Annotated in this window: 15 protein-coding genes; 9 read left to right on the top strand and 6 right to left on the bottom strand. The window is 62.7% G+C overall.

Going from position 1 to position 19,480, the window contains the following annotated elements; translation table 11 throughout:
- Positions 1–43: 43 nt before the first annotated feature.
- The 5 genes from J2X43_RS03820 to J2X43_RS03800 form a co-directional block, all read right to left on the bottom strand.
- Positions 44–1,678, bottom strand: a complete 1,635-nt coding sequence (locus tag J2X43_RS03820) for an FGGY-family carbohydrate kinase (RefSeq protein WP_112388533.1) — start codon at positions 1,676–1,678, stop codon at positions 44–46.
- Between the two features lie 55 nt (positions 1,679–1,733).
- Complete coding sequence (locus tag J2X43_RS03815) at positions 1,734–2,462, bottom strand: SDR family oxidoreductase (RefSeq protein ID WP_112388534.1); 729 nt, start codon at positions 2,460–2,462, stop codon at positions 1,734–1,736.
- Positions 2,463–2,488: 26 nt separating this feature from the next.
- Positions 2,489–3,748, bottom strand: a complete 1,260-nt coding sequence (locus J2X43_RS03810; RefSeq protein WP_112388535.1) for a sugar ABC transporter permease — start codon at positions 3,746–3,748, stop codon at positions 2,489–2,491.
- Positions 3,745–4,563, bottom strand: coding sequence for an ATP-binding cassette domain-containing protein (locus J2X43_RS03805; protein ID WP_310290944.1), 819 nt, complete (start codon positions 4,561–4,563; stop codon positions 3,745–3,747). Before J2X43_RS03805 ends, J2X43_RS03810 begins: the two co-directional genes overlap by 4 nt.
- 67 nt (positions 4,564–4,630) lie before the next feature.
- Positions 4,631–5,677, bottom strand: coding sequence for a sugar ABC transporter substrate-binding protein (locus J2X43_RS03800; protein ID WP_112388536.1), 1,047 nt, complete (start codon positions 5,675–5,677; stop codon positions 4,631–4,633).
- 272 nt (positions 5,678–5,949) lie between these two features.
- On the opposite strand from J2X43_RS03800, the gene J2X43_RS03795 reads away from it, so the two are divergent.
- From J2X43_RS03795 to ssuD, 5 genes are all read left to right on the top strand, one after another.
- On the top strand, positions 5,950–6,966 hold the full coding sequence (locus J2X43_RS03795) for a substrate-binding domain-containing protein (RefSeq protein ID WP_112388537.1): 1,017 nt from the start codon (positions 5,950–5,952) through the stop codon (positions 6,964–6,966).
- Between the two features lie 262 nt (positions 6,967–7,228).
- Positions 7,229–8,236, top strand: a complete 1,008-nt coding sequence (gene tauA / locus J2X43_RS03790) for a taurine ABC transporter substrate-binding protein (protein ID WP_112388538.1) — start codon at positions 7,229–7,231, stop codon at positions 8,234–8,236.
- Positions 8,237–8,300: 64 nt separating this feature from the next.
- Positions 8,301–9,089, top strand: a complete 789-nt coding sequence (locus tag J2X43_RS03785) for a taurine ABC transporter ATP-binding protein (RefSeq protein ID WP_112388539.1) — start codon at positions 8,301–8,303, stop codon at positions 9,087–9,089.
- Positions 9,090–9,133: 44 nt separating this feature from the next.
- A complete protein-coding gene (locus tag J2X43_RS03780) occupies positions 9,134–9,976 on the top strand; it encodes an ABC transporter permease subunit (protein WP_112388540.1) in 843 nt (280 codons plus the stop codon).
- 16 nt (positions 9,977–9,992) lie between these two features.
- Entirely contained in the window at positions 9,993–11,144 is a 1,152-nt protein-coding gene (gene ssuD / locus J2X43_RS03775) for an FMNH2-dependent alkanesulfonate monooxygenase (protein WP_112388541.1), read from the top strand.
- Positions 11,145–11,153: 9 nt separating this feature from the next.
- On the opposite strand, the gene J2X43_RS03770 is transcribed toward ssuD, so the two are convergent.
- Positions 11,154–12,053 (bottom strand): LysR family transcriptional regulator, encoded by a 900-nt coding sequence (locus tag J2X43_RS03770; RefSeq protein WP_112388542.1) that lies wholly within the window; start codon positions 12,051–12,053, stop codon positions 11,154–11,156.
- A 112-nt stretch (positions 12,054–12,165) separates the two neighbouring features.
- Here J2X43_RS03770 and J2X43_RS03765 point away from each other — a divergent pair, with 112 nt between their 5' ends.
- From J2X43_RS03765 to J2X43_RS03750, 4 genes are read left to right on the top strand one after another with little or no spacing between them, the layout of a single operon-like run.
- The gene (locus tag J2X43_RS03765) at positions 12,166–13,560 is read left to right on the top strand and encodes a VOC family protein (protein ID WP_112388543.1); all 1,395 of its coding nucleotides are present in this window, start codon (positions 12,166–12,168) and stop codon (positions 13,558–13,560) included.
- Between the two features lie 46 nt (positions 13,561–13,606).
- The gene (locus tag J2X43_RS03760) at positions 13,607–15,139 is read left to right on the top strand and encodes an aldehyde dehydrogenase family protein (RefSeq protein WP_112388544.1); all 1,533 of its coding nucleotides are present in this window, start codon (positions 13,607–13,609) and stop codon (positions 15,137–15,139) included.
- Between the two features lie 12 nt (positions 15,140–15,151).
- Positions 15,152–16,387 (top strand): pyridoxal phosphate-dependent aminotransferase, encoded by a 1,236-nt coding sequence (locus tag J2X43_RS03755; protein WP_112388545.1) that lies wholly within the window; start codon positions 15,152–15,154, stop codon positions 16,385–16,387.
- Between the two features lie 33 nt (positions 16,388–16,420).
- The gene (locus J2X43_RS03750; protein ID WP_112388546.1) at positions 16,421–19,450 is read left to right on the top strand and encodes an FAD-binding and (Fe-S)-binding domain-containing protein; all 3,030 of its coding nucleotides are present in this window, start codon (positions 16,421–16,423) and stop codon (positions 19,448–19,450) included.
- The last annotated feature ends 30 nt before the right edge of the window (positions 19,451–19,480 follow it).

The following is a 19,480-nucleotide window of genomic DNA, read 5'->3' as shown; positions in this document are numbered from 1 at the left end:
TCCGAAAAATTCGGCGTAATCGTGCTGCCCACGGGCCGGGACGTCAGGAATCCCGCAGTTTGCGCGAGAGCGTCTGCAACTCTTTGAAGCCGTCATAGCGTTTCAGATGCAGCCCGGCGATGTCGCCACCCGCCGGTGCGAATGTCTGCTCGACGGAGGAGAGGCTGGTCATTGCCTCCGCCACATCGGCAAACTGACCACCGGCCACGGCAGCGAGAATGGCAGCGCCAAGCAGCACCGGCTCCCCGGCTTTCGTGGCCACGACCGGTTTGCCGCTCGCATCGGCCAGCAACTGGCGAACGAAATCGTGCTGGCCGGCGCCGCCGCTGACGACGATGTTGTCGACGGTGACGCCCGCATCGGCCTGTGTGTCGACGATCTGCCGCAGCCCGTAGCCGATGCCGCAGAGGCCTGCGACGTAGAGAGCAACGAGACTATCGATATCCCGCTCCATGCCGAGACCGGCAATGACGGCACGGGCATGCGGATCGGCGAAGGGCGCGCGATTTCCGAGAAATTCCGGAACGACATGCAGACCAGTGGCAAGCGTGACGGCACCGGAAGCACTGCCCGCCCTTTCGGCTGCCATATCGGCCAGCAGCACCGGCAGCGGAATACCGGCGCGCTTAGCAATATCCTTTGCCTCGCCGGCGGCCGGATGAAAGGCGAGCAGCTGGTCGATTGCCGCGCCCGCAGCACTCTGGCCGCCCTCGTTCAACCAGAGCCCGGGAACCATCGCGGAATAGTAGGGACCCCAGACGCCCGGCACGAAGGCAGGCTCCGATGTCGATGTCATCGTGCAAGAGGATGTGCCGAAGACATAGGCGAGATTGGTCTGCGGCCCGCCACCGATCCCGACAGTGCCGATCCCGCCGGCATGCGCATCGATAAGACCGGCCGCAACCGGCGTCCCGGCGAGTAGCCCAAGCTCCTCTGCAGCTGCAGCCGTCAAGCCTTGACCCAGCGCCGAGCCGGGCTCGACGATCGTCTGGCCGATACGGGCAAAGCCTTCCGCGGCCAGCTCGCCAAGACCGACCTGCTCGAAATATCCGGCGTCCCAGCGCTGCTCATGGGCCAGATAGGTCCATTTGCAGGTGACCGTGCAGGTCGAGCGCGCGATATCGCCTGTCGACCGCCAGGTGAGGAAATCGGCGAGGTCGAAAAACTGCCATGCCGCGTCGAAGACCTGCGGGCGGTTTTCCTTGAGCCAGAGCAGCTTCGGCGTTTCCATCTCGGGCGAAATGCGCCCGCCGACATAGCGGAGCACATCGTGGCCGAGCGCGTTGATGCGCTCCGCCTGAGGAACGGCCCGGTGATCCATCCAGACGATGATGTTGCGATCCGGATCTTCCGACGGCCCGACCGGCAGCGGCCTTCCGCCCTCACCAAGCACCACCAGCGAACAGGTCGCATCGAAGCCGAGACCGGCGACGGTCGCGGCATCGATACCTGCAATGGAAACGGCTTCGCGCACGGCCGCGCAGACTGCGGCCCATATTTCCGTGCTCGACTGCTCGACGATCGAACCCGGCGCATGGAACAGCGTGATGTCCCGCTTGGCCGATGCCAGCATCCGGCCGGTGAGGTCGAAAATGCCGGCGCGGGCGCTGCCGGTGCCGACATCGACGCCAATGACATGTTTGCCACCCGCTTGCGGCGTGTGAGATGTGTCGCTCATGGTCTCTCGTTTCAATCTGGCAGGAACAGGGGCAATCGGGACGGCGTCGTCAATCTCAGAGATCGACGCTGTTCGGCAAGATCACCAGATCACGGATCGTTACGTTGCGCGGACGCGACAGCATGAAGAGCACGGCATCGGCCACTTCCTTCGGCTGCATCAAGCTGCCATTGGCCAGCGCATCGTCGAGCTTCGCCTTCGGCCAGTCGTCGAGCAGAGCGGTGACCACCGGCCCCGGCAAAACGGCGCCGACGCGAACGCCGTGCGGCGCCACCTGGCGGCGGGTGGAATGGACGAAGGCCTGAACGGCGAATTTCGAAGCGGTGTAGATCGGCTCCCAGACCACAGGCACGACGCCGGCGATGGAACTGGTGAACAGGATGTCGCCGGACTTTTGGGCAATCATGTGCGGCAGCACGGCATGAACCGAGCGGAAAGCCGCGTTGATGTTGAGGTTCAGCATCCGGTCCCACGCATCGGGATCGCCTTCCGCCACCGGGCCGCCGATATAGGCGCCGGCATTGGCGTGGAAGATATCGAGACCTCCGGCGATCTCCAGGATCCGCGGCAGCATGCCGGAAACCTGCTTGCCGTCGAGAAGATCGACGACGAGCGGCAGGGCGCCCTCACCGATCTCCTTGCACAGCGCCTCAAGCTTGTCCGCGGCGCGATCGACGAGCACGACGGTTGCGCCTTCTGCATGAAGCGTACGGGCACATTCGAGCCCGATGCCCGACGCAGCGCCGGTGATGGCAGCAACCTTGCCCTTCATGAGTTCAGTCATGGAAATACTCCTTCATAAAATGCGGATCAGGCGCGTCCATGGCTGACACGGGAGCGGCGGGCGAGCGAATCGACGATGACGGCGATCGCAAGAACGGCCCCTGTTATCATGTAGCGCAGCGACGAGCTGAGATTGAGAAGCGTCAATCCGTTGGAAATCGCCTGGATCACGATGATGCCGAGCAGAGCGGAATAGGCGCTGCCGCGTCCGCCGAAGAGGCTGGTACCGCCGATGACGGCTGCAGCGATGGCGTTGAGGTTGACGTCGCCAGTGCCGGCCTGCTGGCTGGAAGAGGCCAGCCGCGAGGCCGAAAGGATGCCGCCGATCGTCGCCAGCGTCGAGCAGAGCATGAAGGCGCTGAGATAGATACGGCGGACATTGATGCCGGCGCGGCGCGCCGCTTCCCGGTTGCCGCCGACGGCGAACATCGAGCGTCCCCACTGCGTCCGCGTCAGCGCGTAGTTCAGCACGACGGCAATCAGGACGAAGAGGCCGAACATCCACGGCACGCCGCGGCCGAGATTGAGATAGTAGGCGGCAAATTCGAGAGCGGCGGTCAGCACGGCGGCCTTGATCACCAGCGCGCCGAGCGGCTGCTGGGAGAGATTGACCGACTGACGCTGCTGGCGTTTGCGCATACCGTTCACGATCAGCACCAGACCGGGCAGAAGCGCCAGCAGATGCGAGAGCCAGAAGGGCATGACGAGGATCTGGCCGAAGCGGACCAGCGGCGAGGCGAAGGGCAGATTGATACTGCCTGTCGGCCCGAGGATATAGAGCTGCATACCGAGAAGCGCGAGCAACCCGGCCAGCGTCGCAACGAAGCTCGGCATGCCGAGCCTGTTATAGAGAACCGCATAGAGCGCACCGACGACCATGCCGGCGATAATGGCAACGATGATCGCCAAAGGCAGCGGCCAGCCGGTATTGACCCAGAGGACGCCGAGGATTGCCGACGAAAGGCCGCTCATCGATCCCACGGAGAGATCGATTTCGCCGAGCATCAGCACGCAGACGATGCCGAGCGAAATGACGCCGACCGTCGCACAGTCGAACAGCAGATTGACAAGATTGTTCGGCGCCAGGAAGATCGGGTTGAGGATCGAGAACACCGTCGAGATGACGATCAGGCCGACGGCGACCGGCAGCATGCCGAGATCGCCGGAGCGCACGCGGTCGAAGAATGCCTTGATCATCGCGCCGATGCTGTCGTCGTGCCGCACACGCTCGTCGCTGCGATCAAGTGTGGCAGCCGGCGCAAGTGTATTGGATGGTTTCTGGCTCATGCCGGGCTCCCGCTGTTTTCCTGGGCTGTGCTGCTCTTTCGTTCGAGCCGCCGGGATACGGAATTTTCGGTCGCACCCGTGATCGAGGCGACGAGTTCCTGGTTGGAAGCATCAGGCGTGAAGACGCCGTTGTTGCGCCCGAGGCGAAGCACGACGATCCGGTCGGCAACCGCACGCACGTCTTCCATATTGTGGCTGATGATGATGACGCCGAGGCCACGCTCGCGGACGCGCTCGATCAGGTTGAGAACCTCGGCCGTCTGTGCGACGCCGAGTGCGGCGGTCGGCTCGTCGAGCATGATGATCTTCGGATCGAGCAGCAGCGAGCGGGCAATCGCCACCGTCTGGCGCTGGCCGCCCGACAATGAAGCGATGGGCTCCCGGACCGAGGGAATGCGGGCTGCAAGTTCGCGCAGCAGCGTCCAGGCACGCACTTCCATCGCCACCTCGTCGAGGCTCCAGGGCGACAGCTCGTGGCCGAGGAAAAGATTGGCGACGACGTCGAGGTTTTCGCAGAGCGCCAGGTCCTGGAAGACAGTTGCGATACCGAGCTCAAGGGCTCGGCCCGGGCTGTCCAGCGTCACGGTCTGGCCGCAGAATTCTATCGTTCCGGATGACGGCTGATGCACGCCGGCCAGAACCTTCACCAGTGTCGACTTGCCCGCGCCGTTATCGCCGACCAGCGCCACGACCTCACCGGCCTTGACCTCAAGTTCGATGTCGGTCAGCGCCGAGACCGCGCCGAAATTCTTGGAAACATTGCTCAACCGGAGGATCGTTTGTCCCTTCTCCGGCATGCCCTTATCGGTAACCATGGCTGAAGCCCTTCTTGCCCGGGAAACCTCCGGCCGCCATCAACGCGGCCGGAGAATATAGGCAGATTTAGTTGGTGATGCCGAGCTTCTTGCAGCCGTCGGCATATTCGCCGGTGCAGATCTGCTCAGCCGTCTGGATCTTCTTGTCGAAGATTTCAGCCTTGATGTTCTCGGCTGTGACGACAGCCGGAACAAACAATTCGGACGGCGTCTTGTAGAGCGTCGTCTTGGCTTCAGGCGTTTCACCCTTCAGCATCTGCACGGCAACCTTGGCAGCAGCCGCGGCAACCACTTCCGATGGCTTCGAGATCGTGTTGTACTGGTCACCGGAGATGACGAGCTGTAGCGCTGCGATCGTCGCATCGTTGCCCGTCACCGGCGGAACGGGCTTCACGCCAGCGGCCTTGAAGGCGGCAATCGCGCCGCCGCCGGTGCCGTCGTTGGCGGCAACGACGCCCTTGATGTCAGCGCCGAAGCGGGTGATCTGGCCTGCAGCCCATTCCTGAGCCTTCGGCGGCGCCCATTCCGGCGTATCGTATTCGGCAAGCGTCTTGTAGGCAGATTCCTTCAGGCCACGATGGACGCCATCACGAATGAGGCCTGCTGCGGCGTCTGTCGGCGAACCGTTGATCTGCAGAACGCCGGCGCCATCGGCCACACCTTCCTTCTTCAGGTGTTCGACCAGCGACTTGGCGATCGCGTAGCCGATACCCTCGTTGTCGAAGGAGACGTAGAAATCGGCCGGCTTGTCGGGGATCGGACGGTCATAGGCGATAACCTTGACGCCCTGCGACTGGGCGATCTCGACGAGACCAGCAGCGGCGGCGGAATCAACCGGATCGAGCACGATTACCTTGGCGCCCTGGGCGATCACCGAATTGAACTGCTGCTGCTGCAGCGAGGCATCGGCATTGGCGTTCTGATAGACGACCGTGCACTTGGCGCAAAGCTTTTCCATCTCGGCCTTGAAGCCTGGGAAGTCGTGCTGCTCGTAGCGCGTCGACGCCTGGTCAGGCATCAGGAAAGCGACGGTCGAGGCTTCCTGGGCAAAGGCCGTACCGGCAAATCCCATCGCGATGGTCGCCGACGCCATAAGCAAATTGCGATATTTCATTCTCTCCTCCTTGGTGTGTTCAAAGACAGGCCCAGGCATTACCGCCGGTCACCGCAGCCGCCCTCTCCTCGCCACTGCCCATCGATGCCATCAAGACGGCATGCGACGCGCCCCGCAAAGACCGGGCTATCCGCAGATTCTTAGAAAATACCTCCCTGCACCGGCACGAAGCCAGCTTGTAACATCGATTACGCAAGCTTGCTCAATCGATGAAGCAAGAATTGCCACTTCTTCAGTTTGATGTCAAGTTAGCGAAAATGGAGAAACCAATTTTGAATCACGTAAAGCAGGCCAAGAGGACAACGATTTACGATCTGGCGGAGCTTGCCGGCACATCCGCCAGCGCCGTCAGCGCCGTCCTCAACGGCAATTGGAAGAAGCGCAGGATCAGCAGCCAGCTCGCCGAAAAGATCATGAAGATAGCCGAGGAACAGGGCTATGCGCTCAATATGCAGGCGAGCCTGCTGAGGCGCGAAAAGTCCCACATCATCGGCATGATCGTTCCGAAATATGACAACCGCTACTTCGGCTCGATCGTCGAGCTTTTCGAGGACATGGCCCGCGCGCGCGGGCTTTTTCCGATCATCACCTGTACCCGCCGCGACCCCGAACTTGAGATCGAGGCCGCCCGCACGATGCTTTCCTACCAGGTCGAATGCCTGATCGCGACGGGCGCCACCGACCCGGACAGGATCACGGAGATGTGCGCCGCAGCCGGCGTCCGCAGCCTCAACCTCGACCTGCCCGGGGCGCTCGCCCCCTCGATTATTTCTGACAATTTTGCCGGCGCCCGCGAACTGACCCGGCGCATTCTGGTGAACTGCGAACGGCGGCTCGGAAAGAAGGGCCCGCTGCTCTTCATCGGCGGCCGCGGCAGCGATCACAATACGGCAGAACGCATCCGGGGCTTTCGTGCTGCCCACTCCGATCTCGGCCTCGCCGTTGCCGAGGAACATATCCTTGCCTGCGGCTACGCACCGGAGAAAGCCGAGAAGGCGCTGGACGATCTAGCGCTCAAGGGCGATGCCAATGTCGGCGGCATGTTCGTCAACTCGACCATTTCGCTCGAAGGCGTCATGCGCTGGGTGCGGCGGTCCGGGCACCTCAACGACGACAGTCTCGTTCTCGGCTGTTTCGACTGGGATCCCTTCGTCTCGCTGCTCGGAAACGAGATAGAGATGGTGCGGCAGGATGTGCCTGAGATGCTGAAAAAGGTGTTCGAAGTCATCGAATCGGGCGTCAGCAAGCCTGTCGTCATTCAGGTGCCGCCGCTCATTCCGCAAATGTAACGGCGCAATCCTGTGCGGGGTGGCCGTCCCGCGCCTTCTGCCGCAGGCGAGCTTGTCAGCGCTAGCACCGGCTTCCAGCTGCACCGGACAGACACCCGCCGCTCTCAAGGTAAGTCTCTGCTGCCTGCCTGTGCCCTGCGCGGACTAGTCTTCTCCCTTCCTCCGAAAACTTAGAAAATATAATCTATAAAATAAATATACATTGTGGAAATCTGATTTGGACGTCGCCGCTGTGGCCGACGATGAACATTGAGGGTGGCACATGCGCATCAAAACATTGCTTGGAACGATCGGTCTGGTCGCGTCCTTTATGACCGCCGCACATGCGGATGAAGCCAAGAAGGTTGTTATCGCCTATCAGACCGGCGCTGTGCCGTATCTGGTCGGCATCGCCAATGGCGAACTCGCCAAGCAGACCGGCTGGGATATAGAATTCCGTCGCTTCAACTCCGGCGCCGACATCTTCGCGGCGATCGCATCCGGCGACGTCCAGCTCGGCGACGTCGGCTCGAGCCCCTATGCTGCCTCGGTCAGCAAGGATCTCGACGTCAAGGGCATCTACATCACCGCTGGCGCTGGCGACAGCGAAGCCCTGGTCGTGCGCAACGACATCAAGTCCTCTGCCGATCTCAAGGGCAAGAAGTTCTCCGCAGCCCCGGTTTCGACCGATCACTACCAGCTGCTCGCCTACCTGAAGCAGGAAGGCCTCACCGAGAAGGATTCGCAGGTTATCGCAATGCCGCAGCCGCAGATCGTTGCCGCCTGGAAGCGCGGCGATATTGACGGCGCCTTCGTCTGGGACCCGGCTCTGAGCGAACTGAAGAAGGACGGCAAGGTTCTGGTGACCTCGGGTGAAGTTTCCAAGCGCGGCGCGCCTGTGTTCAGCGCCCTCGTTGTCACCGGCGAGTTCGCCAAGAAGAACCCCGAGTTTCTGACGAAGTATGTCGGCCAGCTCGACAAGTACTATGTCGACTTCGCAAAGAACCCGAAAAACTGGGGTCCGTCCTCCGAGAACATCAAGGCGATTGCCAAGCTTCAGGGTGGCACGCCTGAAGAAAATGCCGGCTGGCTGAACACGACCGTGGTCGTCCCCCTCCAGGAACAGGTCACAGCGGCCTGGCTCGGCGAAGGCGACAAGGGCAGCGTCGCCAAGACGCTGAAGGACACCGCGCAGTTCCTCAAGGAGCAGAAGAAGATCACGGCGGTGAAGGACAGCTACGCCGGCTTCGTGGATCCGCAGTTCGCGGCAGCGGCTCTCGCTTCGAACTGAGATCATTCTCAGACACAAATGGCGGCCCGATGGGCCGCCATATCTCCTTGTCAGGACTCTCCCCATGCTCGAAGTCAGAAACGCGACCGTGAAGTTCGACGCAGCCGACGGAACCTCCGTCCATGCGCTCGACAACGTCTCCTTCAATATCCCGCAGGACTCCATCGTTGTCGCGCTCGGCGCATCCGGCTGCGGAAAATCCACCCTGCTAAACGCCATTGCCGGCTTCCAGCCGCTGACGGAAGGCGAGATCCTGATCGACGGCGCGCCCGTGTCGCGCCCAGGCGGCGACCGCGGCGTGGTGTTCCAGAAGGACACCCTGCTTCCCTGGTCGAGCGTTCTCGACAATGTGGCTCTCGGGCTGCGCTATCAGGGCGTGGGAAAGAGAGAGCGATATCAACGCGCGCGTGAACTTCTCAAGCTGGTCGGTCTCTCTGACTTCGAATCCAAGCCTCCCTACGAGCTCTCCGGCGGCATGCGCCAGCGCGTCGGCATCGCCCGGGCACTGGCGACTGATCCGAAGGTGCTTCTGATGGACGAACCGTTTGGCGCGCTCGACAGCCTGACCCGCGAAACCATGCAGCAATTGCTGGCTTCGGTCTGGTCGGAAACCAGGAAGCAGGTGTTCTTCATCACCCATTCGATCGAAGAGGCCCTGACGCTCGGAACCCATATCCTCGTCATGTCGCCGCGCCCCGGCCGCGTCGTGGCACGTTATGAAGCCGGCTTCGTTCGCCAGTTTGCCAGCACCGGTGACATCGGCCCGATCCTCGCCGATCCCCGGTTCGTGACGCTCCGCGAAGAGATCCGCTCGATCATTCACAAACCCGCACATGACCGCCGCGCCGCCTGACGGCTGGCGCATGACAGCGAAGACAGGCACCAAGGAATTACCCCATGAGCGTATTGGCAGAGCACTCGACGGCAATAGAGGGTGAAGTCGCCTCGCCGCGCAAACCGCGCAGCCGCACTCCCGCGACCGGCACATTCGCCATCAGCGCCGGCACCCTGCTGGCGCTCGTCCTCGGCTGGGTGATCGCCACCCGCTATCATCTCGCCTCGCCGCTCTTCCTACCGTCGCCAAGCGAAGTCCTCGTGCAGTTTCAGGCAATCGCCTCTGACGGCTATGCGAACGGCACGCTGACGGAACACATTCTGGCAAGCCTTGGACGCATCAGCGTATCGCTCGCCTTCGGCATTGTCCTTGGCGTCCCGATCGGTCTGATCATGGGGCTTAACCGCTGGGCCAAGGGCGTGCTCAGCGTTCCGATCGACATCTACTGGGGCCTGCCGCCGCTTGCCTATCTGCCGCTGTTGATCATCTGGCTCGGCATCGGCGAGTCCTCGAAGATCCTGCTCCTCAGCCTCTCAGCCTTCGCCCCGATCTGTTACGCCGCACAGGCCGGTGTCCGCTCGGTCCCGCAGGAGCGCATCAATGCCGCGCAGTCGCTCGGCGCCAACACCTTCCAGCTGTTCACGACGATCGTGCTTCCTTCGGCCCTTCCGGAAATCCTGACCGGCCTGCGCATCGCAATCGGCGCCACGCTGTCGACACTGGTGGCGGCCGAACTGATCGCTGCGCAGTCGGGCGTCGGTTACATGATCATGTCGGCTGCCAACTTCCTGGCGACGGACGTCGTCTTCGTGGGCCTGATCGTCATCGCCATCTTCGCCTTCGCCTTCACGGCCGCAATGCGCTTTCTCGAAAAGCAGCTTGTGCCCTGGAAGGGCAAACTCTGACACCGGACCGATCGATATGAGCAAGAATGCAAACCCGCCTCTGAAGATGTTCTGGTACCTGCCGACGCATGGCGACGGCCCCTATCTCGGAAGCGAGGAACGCCACCGTCCGCCGACATTTGGCTACATGCGCGATATCGCCCAAGCCGCAGACCGGCTCGGCTTCGAGGGCGTGCTGCTGCCGACCGGCACCTATTGCGAGGATGCCTGGATCACCGCCGCCGCGCTGGTACCCCTGACCGAGCGCCTGCGCTTTCTGGTCGCGCTTCGCCCGGGTAGCGGGACGCCGGCGATGTTTGCCCGCCATGCCGCAGCGCTCGACCGCGTCTCGGGCGGCAGAGCGTTGTTCAACGTCGTGACGGGCGCCGACCCCGCCGATCTGGCGGGCGACGGCAACAAGCTCGGCCATGGCGAACGCTATGAACAGACCGACGAGTTCCTGACGATCTGGCGACGGATCCTATCCGGTGAGGACGCCGATTTCGAAGGCAAGTACCTGTCCTCCCACGGCCGCGGCCTGTCATTCCCGCCGGTCCAGACGCCGCATCCGCCGATCTGGTTCGGCGGATCATCAGACTCAGGTATCGCCGTCGCCGCCAAACATGCGGACGTCTATCTGAGCTGGGGAGAGCCCGCCGATCTGCTCACCGAGAAAATCATCAGGGTCAAGGAGCGGGCACTGGCCGAAGGGCGCAAAATCCGCTTCGGTCTGCGCATCCATTTCATCGTTCGCGAGACCGAGGAGAAGGCCTGGGCGGCAGCCGACGATCTGATCAGCAGGGTGACCGACGAACAGGTCGCCGCCGCGCAGAATGAATTCCTCAACGTCTCGCAGTCCGTCGGCCAGAAGCGTATGTCCGCGCTGCATCAGGGGCGCCGCGACAAGCTTGTCGTTGGACCAAACCTCTGGGCCGGCCACGGGCTGGTGCGTGGCGGCGCCGGCACGGCTCTCGTCGGCAGCCCGGAAAACATCGCAGTGCGGCTGCGTGAATATCAGGAGATCGGTATCGAGACGATCATCGGCTCCGGCTATCCGCATCTCGAGGAAGCCTTCAATGTTGCCGAGCTGCTGTTTCCGCTCATCGGCGTCAAGGGCGAACGGTCCTATGGCGTCGGCGAAGACAACCAGACTTTCGAAAGCGGACTGCGCTCCAAGCGCCCGGCATAGGACCGGGCGTCACGACAGTGTTGGCGACACCTCCGATAGCAGCCATGTCTGAAACTGGTCGGCGGCCGGGTGGCTTTGCTTGTTTTCGGGGCGAACGACGTAATAGGCGTTCTCCGTCGGCATCGTGATATCCAGCAGCGTGACGAGCGCTCCCGACTTGAGCTCGTCTTCGATCAGGTAGGTTGGCAGAAGCGCGACGCCGAGGCCTGCCGCCACAGCCGTAACGATCATCGAGAACTGGTCGAGACGAAGGCCGAGATAGGCATTCTCGACCGACGCCTGCTGCATCTGAAACCAGTCTGCCCAGAGCTTCGGCCTGGTGGTCAGATGCAGCAATGGCGCTTGCGACAGGTCTTTCGCCGCACTGATCTTCAATTGTCCGGCAAGGCTTCGGCTCGCCACCGGCAACACCGTTTCATGGCACAGGAAGGTGGGAACGCCGCCTGCCCAGACCGGCTGGCCGAAGTGAATCGCGAGATCGAAACTGTCCTCGCTGAAACTAAAGGGCTTCGAGCGCGATTCGATGGTCAGCGCCACATCCTGATGATCGGCGAGAAATCGCCCAAGGCGTGGCACCAGCCATCTGGCGCCGAAGGTCGGAAGCGTCGCGATCTTCAATGACGCGCGCATCCGCCCGGCCGCCGCCGCTTCGATCATCAGCCGTTCGGAGCGCAACAGCAGGTCTCTCACCTCTGGAAGTAACCGCTGCCCGGCCTCCGAGAGGATGACCCGCTGGCGGACGCGCTCGAAAAGCTTAAGACCAGTCTGCAGCTCCAGATCGGCGATCTGCCGGCTGATGGCGCTTTGCGTCAGACTGAGCTCTTCGGCCGCGCGCGAGAAATTCTCGTGACGCGCGGCGCATTCGAAGGCCTGCAGCGTGACGATGTCAGGAACGAGGCTTCGGCGCATGGCTATTCCGTTTCCGCATCAAGTTAAACGCATAAGTCACAACATTGACATCGATGGGAGGAGTATATCCCACTTTCAGCATCAAGTGACAAATCCATTTAGGGCCACGCACATGACAAAACACGTCACATCGAGCGACATCCGGTCAGCCTTTTCCGCCGCCATGTCAGCCATGTATCGCAACGAAGTGCCGGCCTATGGCACGCTGATGGACCTCGTTGCCCGCGTCAACGCAGAGGCGCTCGCAAACGAGCCCGATCTCAAGGCACGCCTGGAAGCAACCGACAATCTCGATCGCATTTCCGAAGAGCGCCACGGCGCCATCCGTCTCGGCACTGCCGGCGAACTGGCGATGATGCGGCGCGTCTTCGCCGTCATGGGCATGTATCCGGTCGGCTATTACGATCTGTCGACCGCGGGCGTTCCGGTTCACTCCACCGCCTTCCGCCCGGTCGGCGATGAAGCGCTGAAGCGCAATCCGTTCCGCGTTTTCACCTCGCTGCTGCGCCTCGATCTGATCGCCGATCAGGAACTGCGCAAAGACGCCGCCCGCATTCTCGAAACGCGCCGGATTTTCACGGCGGGCGCGGTCGAACTGACAGAGAAGGCCGAAAAAGACGGCGGCCTGTCGAAAGACGATGCCGATCGCTTCGTCGCCGAAGTGTTGGAAACCTTCCGCTGGCACGACAAGGCGATCGTCGATGGCGAGATGTATCACCGCCTGCACGACGCCCACCGGCTCATTGCCGATGTCGTCTCCTTCAAGGGCCCGCATATCAACCACCTGACGCCGCGCACGCTCGATATCGACCGTGTCCAGGCCCTGATGCCTGACTACGACATCGCGCCCAAGGCAATCGTCGAGGGCCCCCCGGCCCGTAGATGCGCGATCCTGCTGCGCCAGACGTCGTTCAAGGCATTGGAGGAAGCAGTCGCCTTCGAAGACGGCAAGGGCGGCTGGCAGACCGGATCGCATACGGCCCGCTTCGGCGAGATCGAACAGCGCGGCATCGCGCTGACGCCGAAGGGCCGCGGCCTCTACGACACGCTTCTCGACGCTTCCCGCAAGGTGGTTCGCCCGGCCGCCGACGGATCCAACGCCAAGGCCTACGAGACAGCACTGATCGAAACCTTCCAGGCGTTCCCGGATGACTGGAAGACGATCCGCGCCGAAGGTCTCGGCTATTTCAGCTATTCGCTGACCGAAAAGGGAAGCAAGACGTCCATCCCTGCTGGTTCCGATGTCGATGCGCTTATCGCCGACGGCCTGATCCAGTTCGATCCGATCGTCTATGAGGACTTCCTGCCCGTCAGCGCCGCCGGCATCTTCCAGTCGAACCTCGGCGATGGTGCACAGCAGGACTTCGTGGCGAGCCCGAACCAGCAGCGCTTCGAAAGCAATCTCGGCGCCAAGGTGCTCAACGAATTCGACCATTATGCAGGCATCGAACAGTCGTCCCTCGACGCCTGCCTCAATGCACTGACCAGACGCCCGGCCGCCGAGTAAATTCCGGCCACCGATCCGAGACGTTTCCGAACTGGAGTTCCATCAGATGAATATTGCCGTCAAATCCGTGTCCGTCGCCGAAGAAGCCGTGACCATCCTCGATCGCCTGGGTGTCGCCAAGTCCGCCTACACAGGCGGCGACATGGACGCCTTCTCGCCCGTCACCGGCGAGCGCACCGGCCAGCTGAAAACAGTCTCACCGGCGAAGGCCGTCGAGGCCATCGACCGCGCCCATGTGGCATTCCAGAAGTGGCGCCTCGTTCCGGCGCCGAAGCGTGGGGAACTCGTTCGTCTGCTCGGTGAGGAACTGCGCGCAGCCAAGGCCGATCTCGGCCGTCTGGTTTCAATCGAAGCCGGCAAGATCCCGTCCGAAGGCCTCGGCGAAGTGCAGGAAATGATCGACATCTGCGATTTCGCCGTCGGTCTTTCCCGCCAGCTCTATGGTCTCACCATCGCTACCGAGCGTCCCGGCCACCGGATGATGGAAACCTGGCATCCGCTCGGCGTTATCGGCATCATCTCCGCCTTCAATTTCCCGGTCGCCGTCTGGGCCTGGAATGCTGCGTTGGCGCTCGTCTGCGGCAACAGCATCGTCTGGAAGCCGTCCGAAAAGACGCCGCTGACGGCGCTGGCATCGCAGGCAATCCTGGAACGGGCCCTGAAGCGCTTCGGCGATGCGCCTGAGGACCTGTCGCAGGTGCTCATTGGCGACCGCACGATCGGCGAAGCGCTGGTCGACCATTCGAAGGTCGCTCTCGTCTCCGCAACCGGCTCGACCCGCATGGGTCGCGAAGTCGGACCGCGCCTTGCCAAGCGCTTCGCGCGCTCCATCCTCGAACTCGGCGGCAACAATGGCGGCATTGTCTGCCCGTCGGCCGATCTCGACATGGCGCTGCGCGCCATCGCCTTCGGCTCCATGGGCACGGCCGGTCAGCGCTGTACCACACTGCGCCGCCTCTTCGTCCACGACAGCGTCTACGATCAGCTCGTGCCGCGCCTCAAGAAGGCCTATGCGAGCGTCTCGGTCGGCAATCCGCTGGATGGCGCAGCCCTTGTCGGCCCGCTGGTGGATAAGGCAGCCTTCGACGGCATGCAGAAGGCGCTCGGCGAAGCTGCCAAGCATGGCGGGGCGGTTCATGGCGGCCAGCGGGTCGATACCGGCAGCGAGAACGCCTACTACGTGAAGCCGGCGCTGGTCGAAATGCCGAAGCATGAGGGACCGGTCCTCGAGGAAACCTTCGCGCCGATCCTCTACGTGATGAAATACAGCGATCTCGACGCCGTCATCGCCGATCACAACGCTGTCGGCGCTGGTCTTTCCTCATCGATCTTCACGCTTGACATGCGCGAGGCAGAGCGTTTCCTTTCTGTCGAAGGCTCCGATTGTGGTATCGCCAATGTCAACATCGGCACATCCGGTGCGGAAATCGGCGGCGCGTTCGGCGGTGAGAAGGAAACCGGCGGCGGGCGCGAGTCCGGGTCGGATGCCTGGAGAGCCTATATGCGCCGCGCCACCAACACGGTGAACTACTCGAAGGCCCTGCCGCTGGCACAGGGCGTCTCCTTCGACATCGAATAGGGCTCTGAGAAAATGACCGTCACCACCGAGATCAAGGAGGCTGGGTTCCGCCCGGCCTCGCGCATCGCCACCGTTGGCGTTTCGAAGATCCTGCAGATCGGCGCCAAGGCGGCGGCGATGAAGCGCGACGGCCTGCCGGTCATCATTCTCGGCGCCGGCGAGCCGGATTTCGACACGCCAGATAACGTCAAGCAGGCGGCCAAGGCCGCGATCGATGCAGGCGACACGAAATACACCGCGCTTGACGGCACACCCGCCTTGAAAAAGGCCGTCGCCGAAAAATTCCGCCGCGAAAACGGCGTCGATTACGCCGTCGACGAAGTGACGGTGGCCACCGGCGCCAAGCAGATTCTCTTCAATGCCTTCATGGCGACACTCGATCCCGGCGACGAGGTCATCATCCCGACGCCCTACTGGACCTCGTATTCGGATATCGTCGAAGTCTGCGGCGGCGTGCCGGTTCTGGTTCCCTGCGATGCGGCGGCCGGATTCCGCCTTCAGGCGGCGCAGCTGGAAGCGGCGATCACGCCGAAGACCCGCTGGGTGCTGCTGAACTCACCCTCGAACCCATCGGGCGCGGCCTATGCCGCAGCCGACTATCGGCCGCTGATCGACGTTCTGTTGCGCCATCCGCATGTCTGGCTGATGGTCGACGACATGTACGAACACATCGTCTATGACGGTTTCGACTTCGTCACCCCCGTTGCCCTTGAGCCGCGCCTCAAGGAACGTACGCTGACGATCAACGGCGTGTCGAAAGCCTATGCCATGACTGGCTGGCGCATCGGCTATGCCGGCGGGCCGAAGCCGCTGATCAAGGCCATGGCCGTGATCCAGAGCCAAGCAACCTCCTGCCCAAGCTCCGTCAGCCAGGCAGCCGCCGTCGAAGCCCTGAACGGCCCGCAGACATTTCTGAAAGAACGTCAGGAAAGCTTCCAGCGCCGCCGCGATCTGGTCGTCGGCCGGCTGAACACGATCGATGGCCTGGAATGCCGCACACCGGAAGGCGCCTTCTACACCTTCTCGGGATGTGCAGGCATCCTCGGCAGGACGACGCCGAAAGGCAAGCGGATCGAAGCCGATCACGACTTCACCGACTACCTCCTCGAGGATGCGCATGTCGCAGTCGTTCCGGGTTCGGCCTTCGGTCTGTCGCCGTTCTTCCGGATATCCTATGCGACATCGGAAGCCGAGCTTGCCGAGGCACTCGACCGCATCGAACGGGCATGCGCGGCTTTGAAGCCCTGATGGAAGCGGTCTAGCGACCTTGGACCGGCACGCATGATCCCGCGCCTCACATCGCACCTTGCTCCCGCATCTCCAGCCGGCTTCTTCGAGCGTCTCGTCGAAGCCGGTTTCAGTGGCGACGCCGAGAGCCGTGCGGGCGCCCGCACGGTCTATGCGACCGACAATTCGATCTACCAGCTGGAACCGGCGGGCATCCTGTTTCCGAGGGGTGCCGATGATCTGAAGATCCTCGCGAAGGTGCTTAGCGAGCCGGCTTTCAGCGGCATGACCATCACCCCGCGCGGCGGCGGCACCGGCACCAATGGTCAGTCGCTTACCTCGGGCCTCGTGGTCGATTGCTCACGGCACATGAACAAGATCCTGGAGATCGACCCGGTCAGGCGCATCGCACGTGTCCAGTCCGGTGTCGTCAAGGACCAGCTGAACCGCGCCCTGAAGCCTTACGGCCTGTTCTTCGCTCCGGAACTCTCAACCTCCAACCGGGCAACGATCGGCGGCATGGTCTCTACCGATGCCTGCGGACAAGGCTCCTGCCTTTATGGCAAGACCTCCAACCACGTTGTCGGCCTGCGCATCGTGCTGGCCGACGGTTCCGAATGGTGGTCGCGCGCGCTCAGCGAAACGGCGCTTGCCGAGATTCTTCAACGCCAGGACAGGATCGGCGAGATCCACCGGACCGTCGATGGCATCGCGCGAGAAAAGCGTGAGCGGATCGAGACTGTCTTTCCGAAGCTCAACCGCTACATGACCGGCTACGATCTGGCCCATATCCGCCAGCCGGACGGCCGCTTCGATCTGAATGCCATCCTCTGCGGGTCCGAAGGCACGCTGGCGATGATCGCAGAGGCAGAGCTCAATCTGCTGCCGCTCCCCGCCCATGCCGCATTGATCAATATCCGCTACAACGATTTCAATGCGGCGCTGGAAGATGCCCGGACGCTGACGGCGCTGAAGGTCGCGTCCGTCGAAACCGTCGACGAGAAGGTGCTCGGGCTCGCGAAGACGGATATCGTCTGGAACGACATCGGCCAGTTCTTTCCCGATGACGCGGCCTCCCCTGCCAACGGTATCAACATCGTCGAGATCCTGGCGGATGACGAAACCGAACTGGAGCGGAAGCTTGGCGAGGTGACCGCCGCGTTCGGCAACGCCAACCCGGATCGCCTCGGCCACACGATCGCACGCCAGCATCGCGACATCGAGGCAATCTGGACGATGCGTAAACGCGCCGTCGGCCTGCTCGGCAATGTTGACGGGCCGGTGCGCCCGGTTCCGTTCGTCGAAGACACCGCCGTTCCGCCGGAGAATCTGGCCGCCTATATCCGCGAATTTCGCGCGCTGCTTGATAGCGCCGGGCTGTCCTACGGGATGTTCGGCCATGTCGATGCAGGCGTTCTGCATGTACGCCCGGCGCTCGACCTCACACGCGATGATCACACCCCGCTCGTCCGGGAGATCAGCGATGCCGTCGTCGCCCTGACGAAGAAATATGGCGGCGTTCTCTGGGGCGAGCACGGCAAGGGCGTGCGGTCGGAATATGTTCCCGAATTCTTCGGCGATCTCTATCCTTGCCTGCAGCAAATCAAGCGGGCCTTCGATCCTCAGAACAAGCTGAATCCCGGCAAGATCGCCGCGCCGTCAGTCGAGCCCCTCCTGAAGATCGACGGCGTGCCCCTGCGCGGCGGCGTCGATCGTGCCATTGGCAACGAGATCAGAGCCGCCTTCGACAATGCCGCCTATTGCAACGGGAACGGCGCCTGTTTCGATTTCGACGAAACGAGCCCCATGTGCCCCTCCTACAAGGCGACGCGTGACCGGCGTTTTTCGCCGAAGGGCCGGGCGGCGCTGATGCGCGAGTGGCTGAGGCTGCTGGCGGACAAGAGCATCGACCCGCGCGCCGAGGCAAAACGTCTGCGCCGCGGCAGTTCGCTCGCAACCCTGCCGAAGCGGATCTTCAACTCGCTCGATCCGCGCAACCGCGACGACTTTTCGCACGAAGTCCGCGAAGCCATGGATACCTGCCTCGCCTGCAAGGCCTGCACCGGGCAGTGTCCGGTCAAGGTCAGCGTGCCGGCCTTCCGCTCGAAATTCCTCGAACTCTACTACAGCAGGTATGCGCGCCCGCTGAAGGACCTGCTTGTGGCCGCGATCGAGACGTCACTGCCCTGGATGGCGCAGGCGCGGCCGCTCTACAATCTGATGGCAGGCACCGAAGCAGGCAGACACGTGATGCGGCTTTCCGGTTTGACGGCGCTGCCGCTGCTGCCGCCTCGGCCGCTCAAAGCCGAAGCCCGAAGGCTCGGCGTAGCCGTTGCCACGCAAGAGCTGATCGAAGGCCTGCCGGAGCAGGAGAAGAAGCGCGCCGTGGTCTTCGTCGCCGACGCATTCACAGCCCATTTCGATCCGGGCGTTGCGCTTTCGGCAATCAGTCTGGCGCGAAAAATGGGGCTGATCCCCTATCTCGCCGAAGGCAAGCAGAACGGCAAGGCGATGCATGTCCACGGATATCTCGGCCGCTTCGAGGCGAATGCAACAAAGACAGCCCGATATCTGCAAGACCTCGCTGCCGCCGGCGCCACACTGGTGGGCCTCGACCCGTCGATGACGCTTGTCTATCGCAGCGAATACAAGGGATTATGGGGCAACGGCGTGGAGGCAACGGTACTGCTGCCGCAGGAATGGTTAGCTGCCAATCTCGACAGGCTCTCAGCCCAACCCCAAAAATCGGCCTCACCCGTCTACAGCCTGCTCCCCCACTGCACCGAGCGCAGCAATGCACCGTCGGCGACGGCTCAGTGGAAGACTGTCTTCAAGGCGCTTGGCATCCCCCTTGAAATTGCCAGTACCGGCTGCTGCGGCATGGCCGGCACATTCGGCCACGAGGTCCGCAACCGTGCCACGTCCGAAGCGCTCTATGCCATGAGCTGGAGCAGCCACATTGCCGGCACGTCTTCCGAAACGGTGACGATGGCGACCGGATATTCCTGCCGCTCCCAGGTCAAAGCCATCGACACCAAGTCGATCCCCCATCCGCTGGCGATTATCGACGCTCTCACCGGCTGAACGGCAGAAGGCCGCAATCGCAGGATTGCG

This window comes from Rhizobium sp. BE258, assembly GCF_031457345.1.
GTDB lineage: Bacteria > Pseudomonadota > Alphaproteobacteria > Rhizobiales > Rhizobiaceae > Rhizobium.
The sequence above is the reverse complement of the archived record's forward strand: the minus strand, read 5'-3'. Positions and strand labels throughout refer to the sequence as shown.

Bases quoted from the DNA above. Each gene is read 5' to 3' on its own strand.
- J2X43_RS03820 (WP_112388533.1), bottom strand. From the start codon at position 1,678: ATGAGCGACACATCTCACACGCCGCAAGCGGGTGGCAAACATGTCATT.
- J2X43_RS03815 (WP_112388534.1), bottom strand. From the start codon at position 2,462: ATGACTGAACTCATGAAGGGCAAGGTTGCTGCCATCACCGGCGCTGCG.
- J2X43_RS03810 (WP_112388535.1), bottom strand. From the start codon at position 3,748: ATGAGCCAGAAACCATCCAATACACTTGCGCCGGCTGCCACACTTGAT.
- J2X43_RS03805 (WP_310290944.1), bottom strand. From the start codon at position 4,563: ATGGTTACCGATAAGGGCATGCCGGAGAAGGGACAAACGATCCTCCGG.
- J2X43_RS03800 (WP_112388536.1), bottom strand. From the start codon at position 5,677: ATGAAATATCGCAATTTGCTTATGGCGTCGGCGACCATCGCGATGGGA.
- tauA (WP_112388538.1), top strand. From the start codon at position 7,229: ATGCGCATCAAAACATTGCTTGGAACGATCGGTCTGGTCGCGTCCTTT.
- J2X43_RS03785 (WP_112388539.1), top strand. From the start codon at position 8,301: ATGCTCGAAGTCAGAAACGCGACCGTGAAGTTCGACGCAGCCGACGGA.
- J2X43_RS03780 (WP_112388540.1), top strand. From the start codon at position 9,134: ATGAGCGTATTGGCAGAGCACTCGACGGCAATAGAGGGTGAAGTCGCC.
- ssuD (WP_112388541.1), top strand. From the start codon at position 9,993: ATGAGCAAGAATGCAAACCCGCCTCTGAAGATGTTCTGGTACCTGCCG.
- J2X43_RS03770 (WP_112388542.1), bottom strand. From the start codon at position 12,053: ATGCGCCGAAGCCTCGTTCCTGACATCGTCACGCTGCAGGCCTTCGAA.
- J2X43_RS03765 (WP_112388543.1), top strand. From the start codon at position 12,166: ATGACAAAACACGTCACATCGAGCGACATCCGGTCAGCCTTTTCCGCC.
- J2X43_RS03760 (WP_112388544.1), top strand. From the start codon at position 13,607: ATGAATATTGCCGTCAAATCCGTGTCCGTCGCCGAAGAAGCCGTGACC.
- J2X43_RS03755 (WP_112388545.1), top strand. From the start codon at position 15,152: ATGACCGTCACCACCGAGATCAAGGAGGCTGGGTTCCGCCCGGCCTCG.
- J2X43_RS03750 (WP_112388546.1), top strand. From the start codon at position 16,421: ATGATCCCGCGCCTCACATCGCACCTTGCTCCCGCATCTCCAGCCGGC.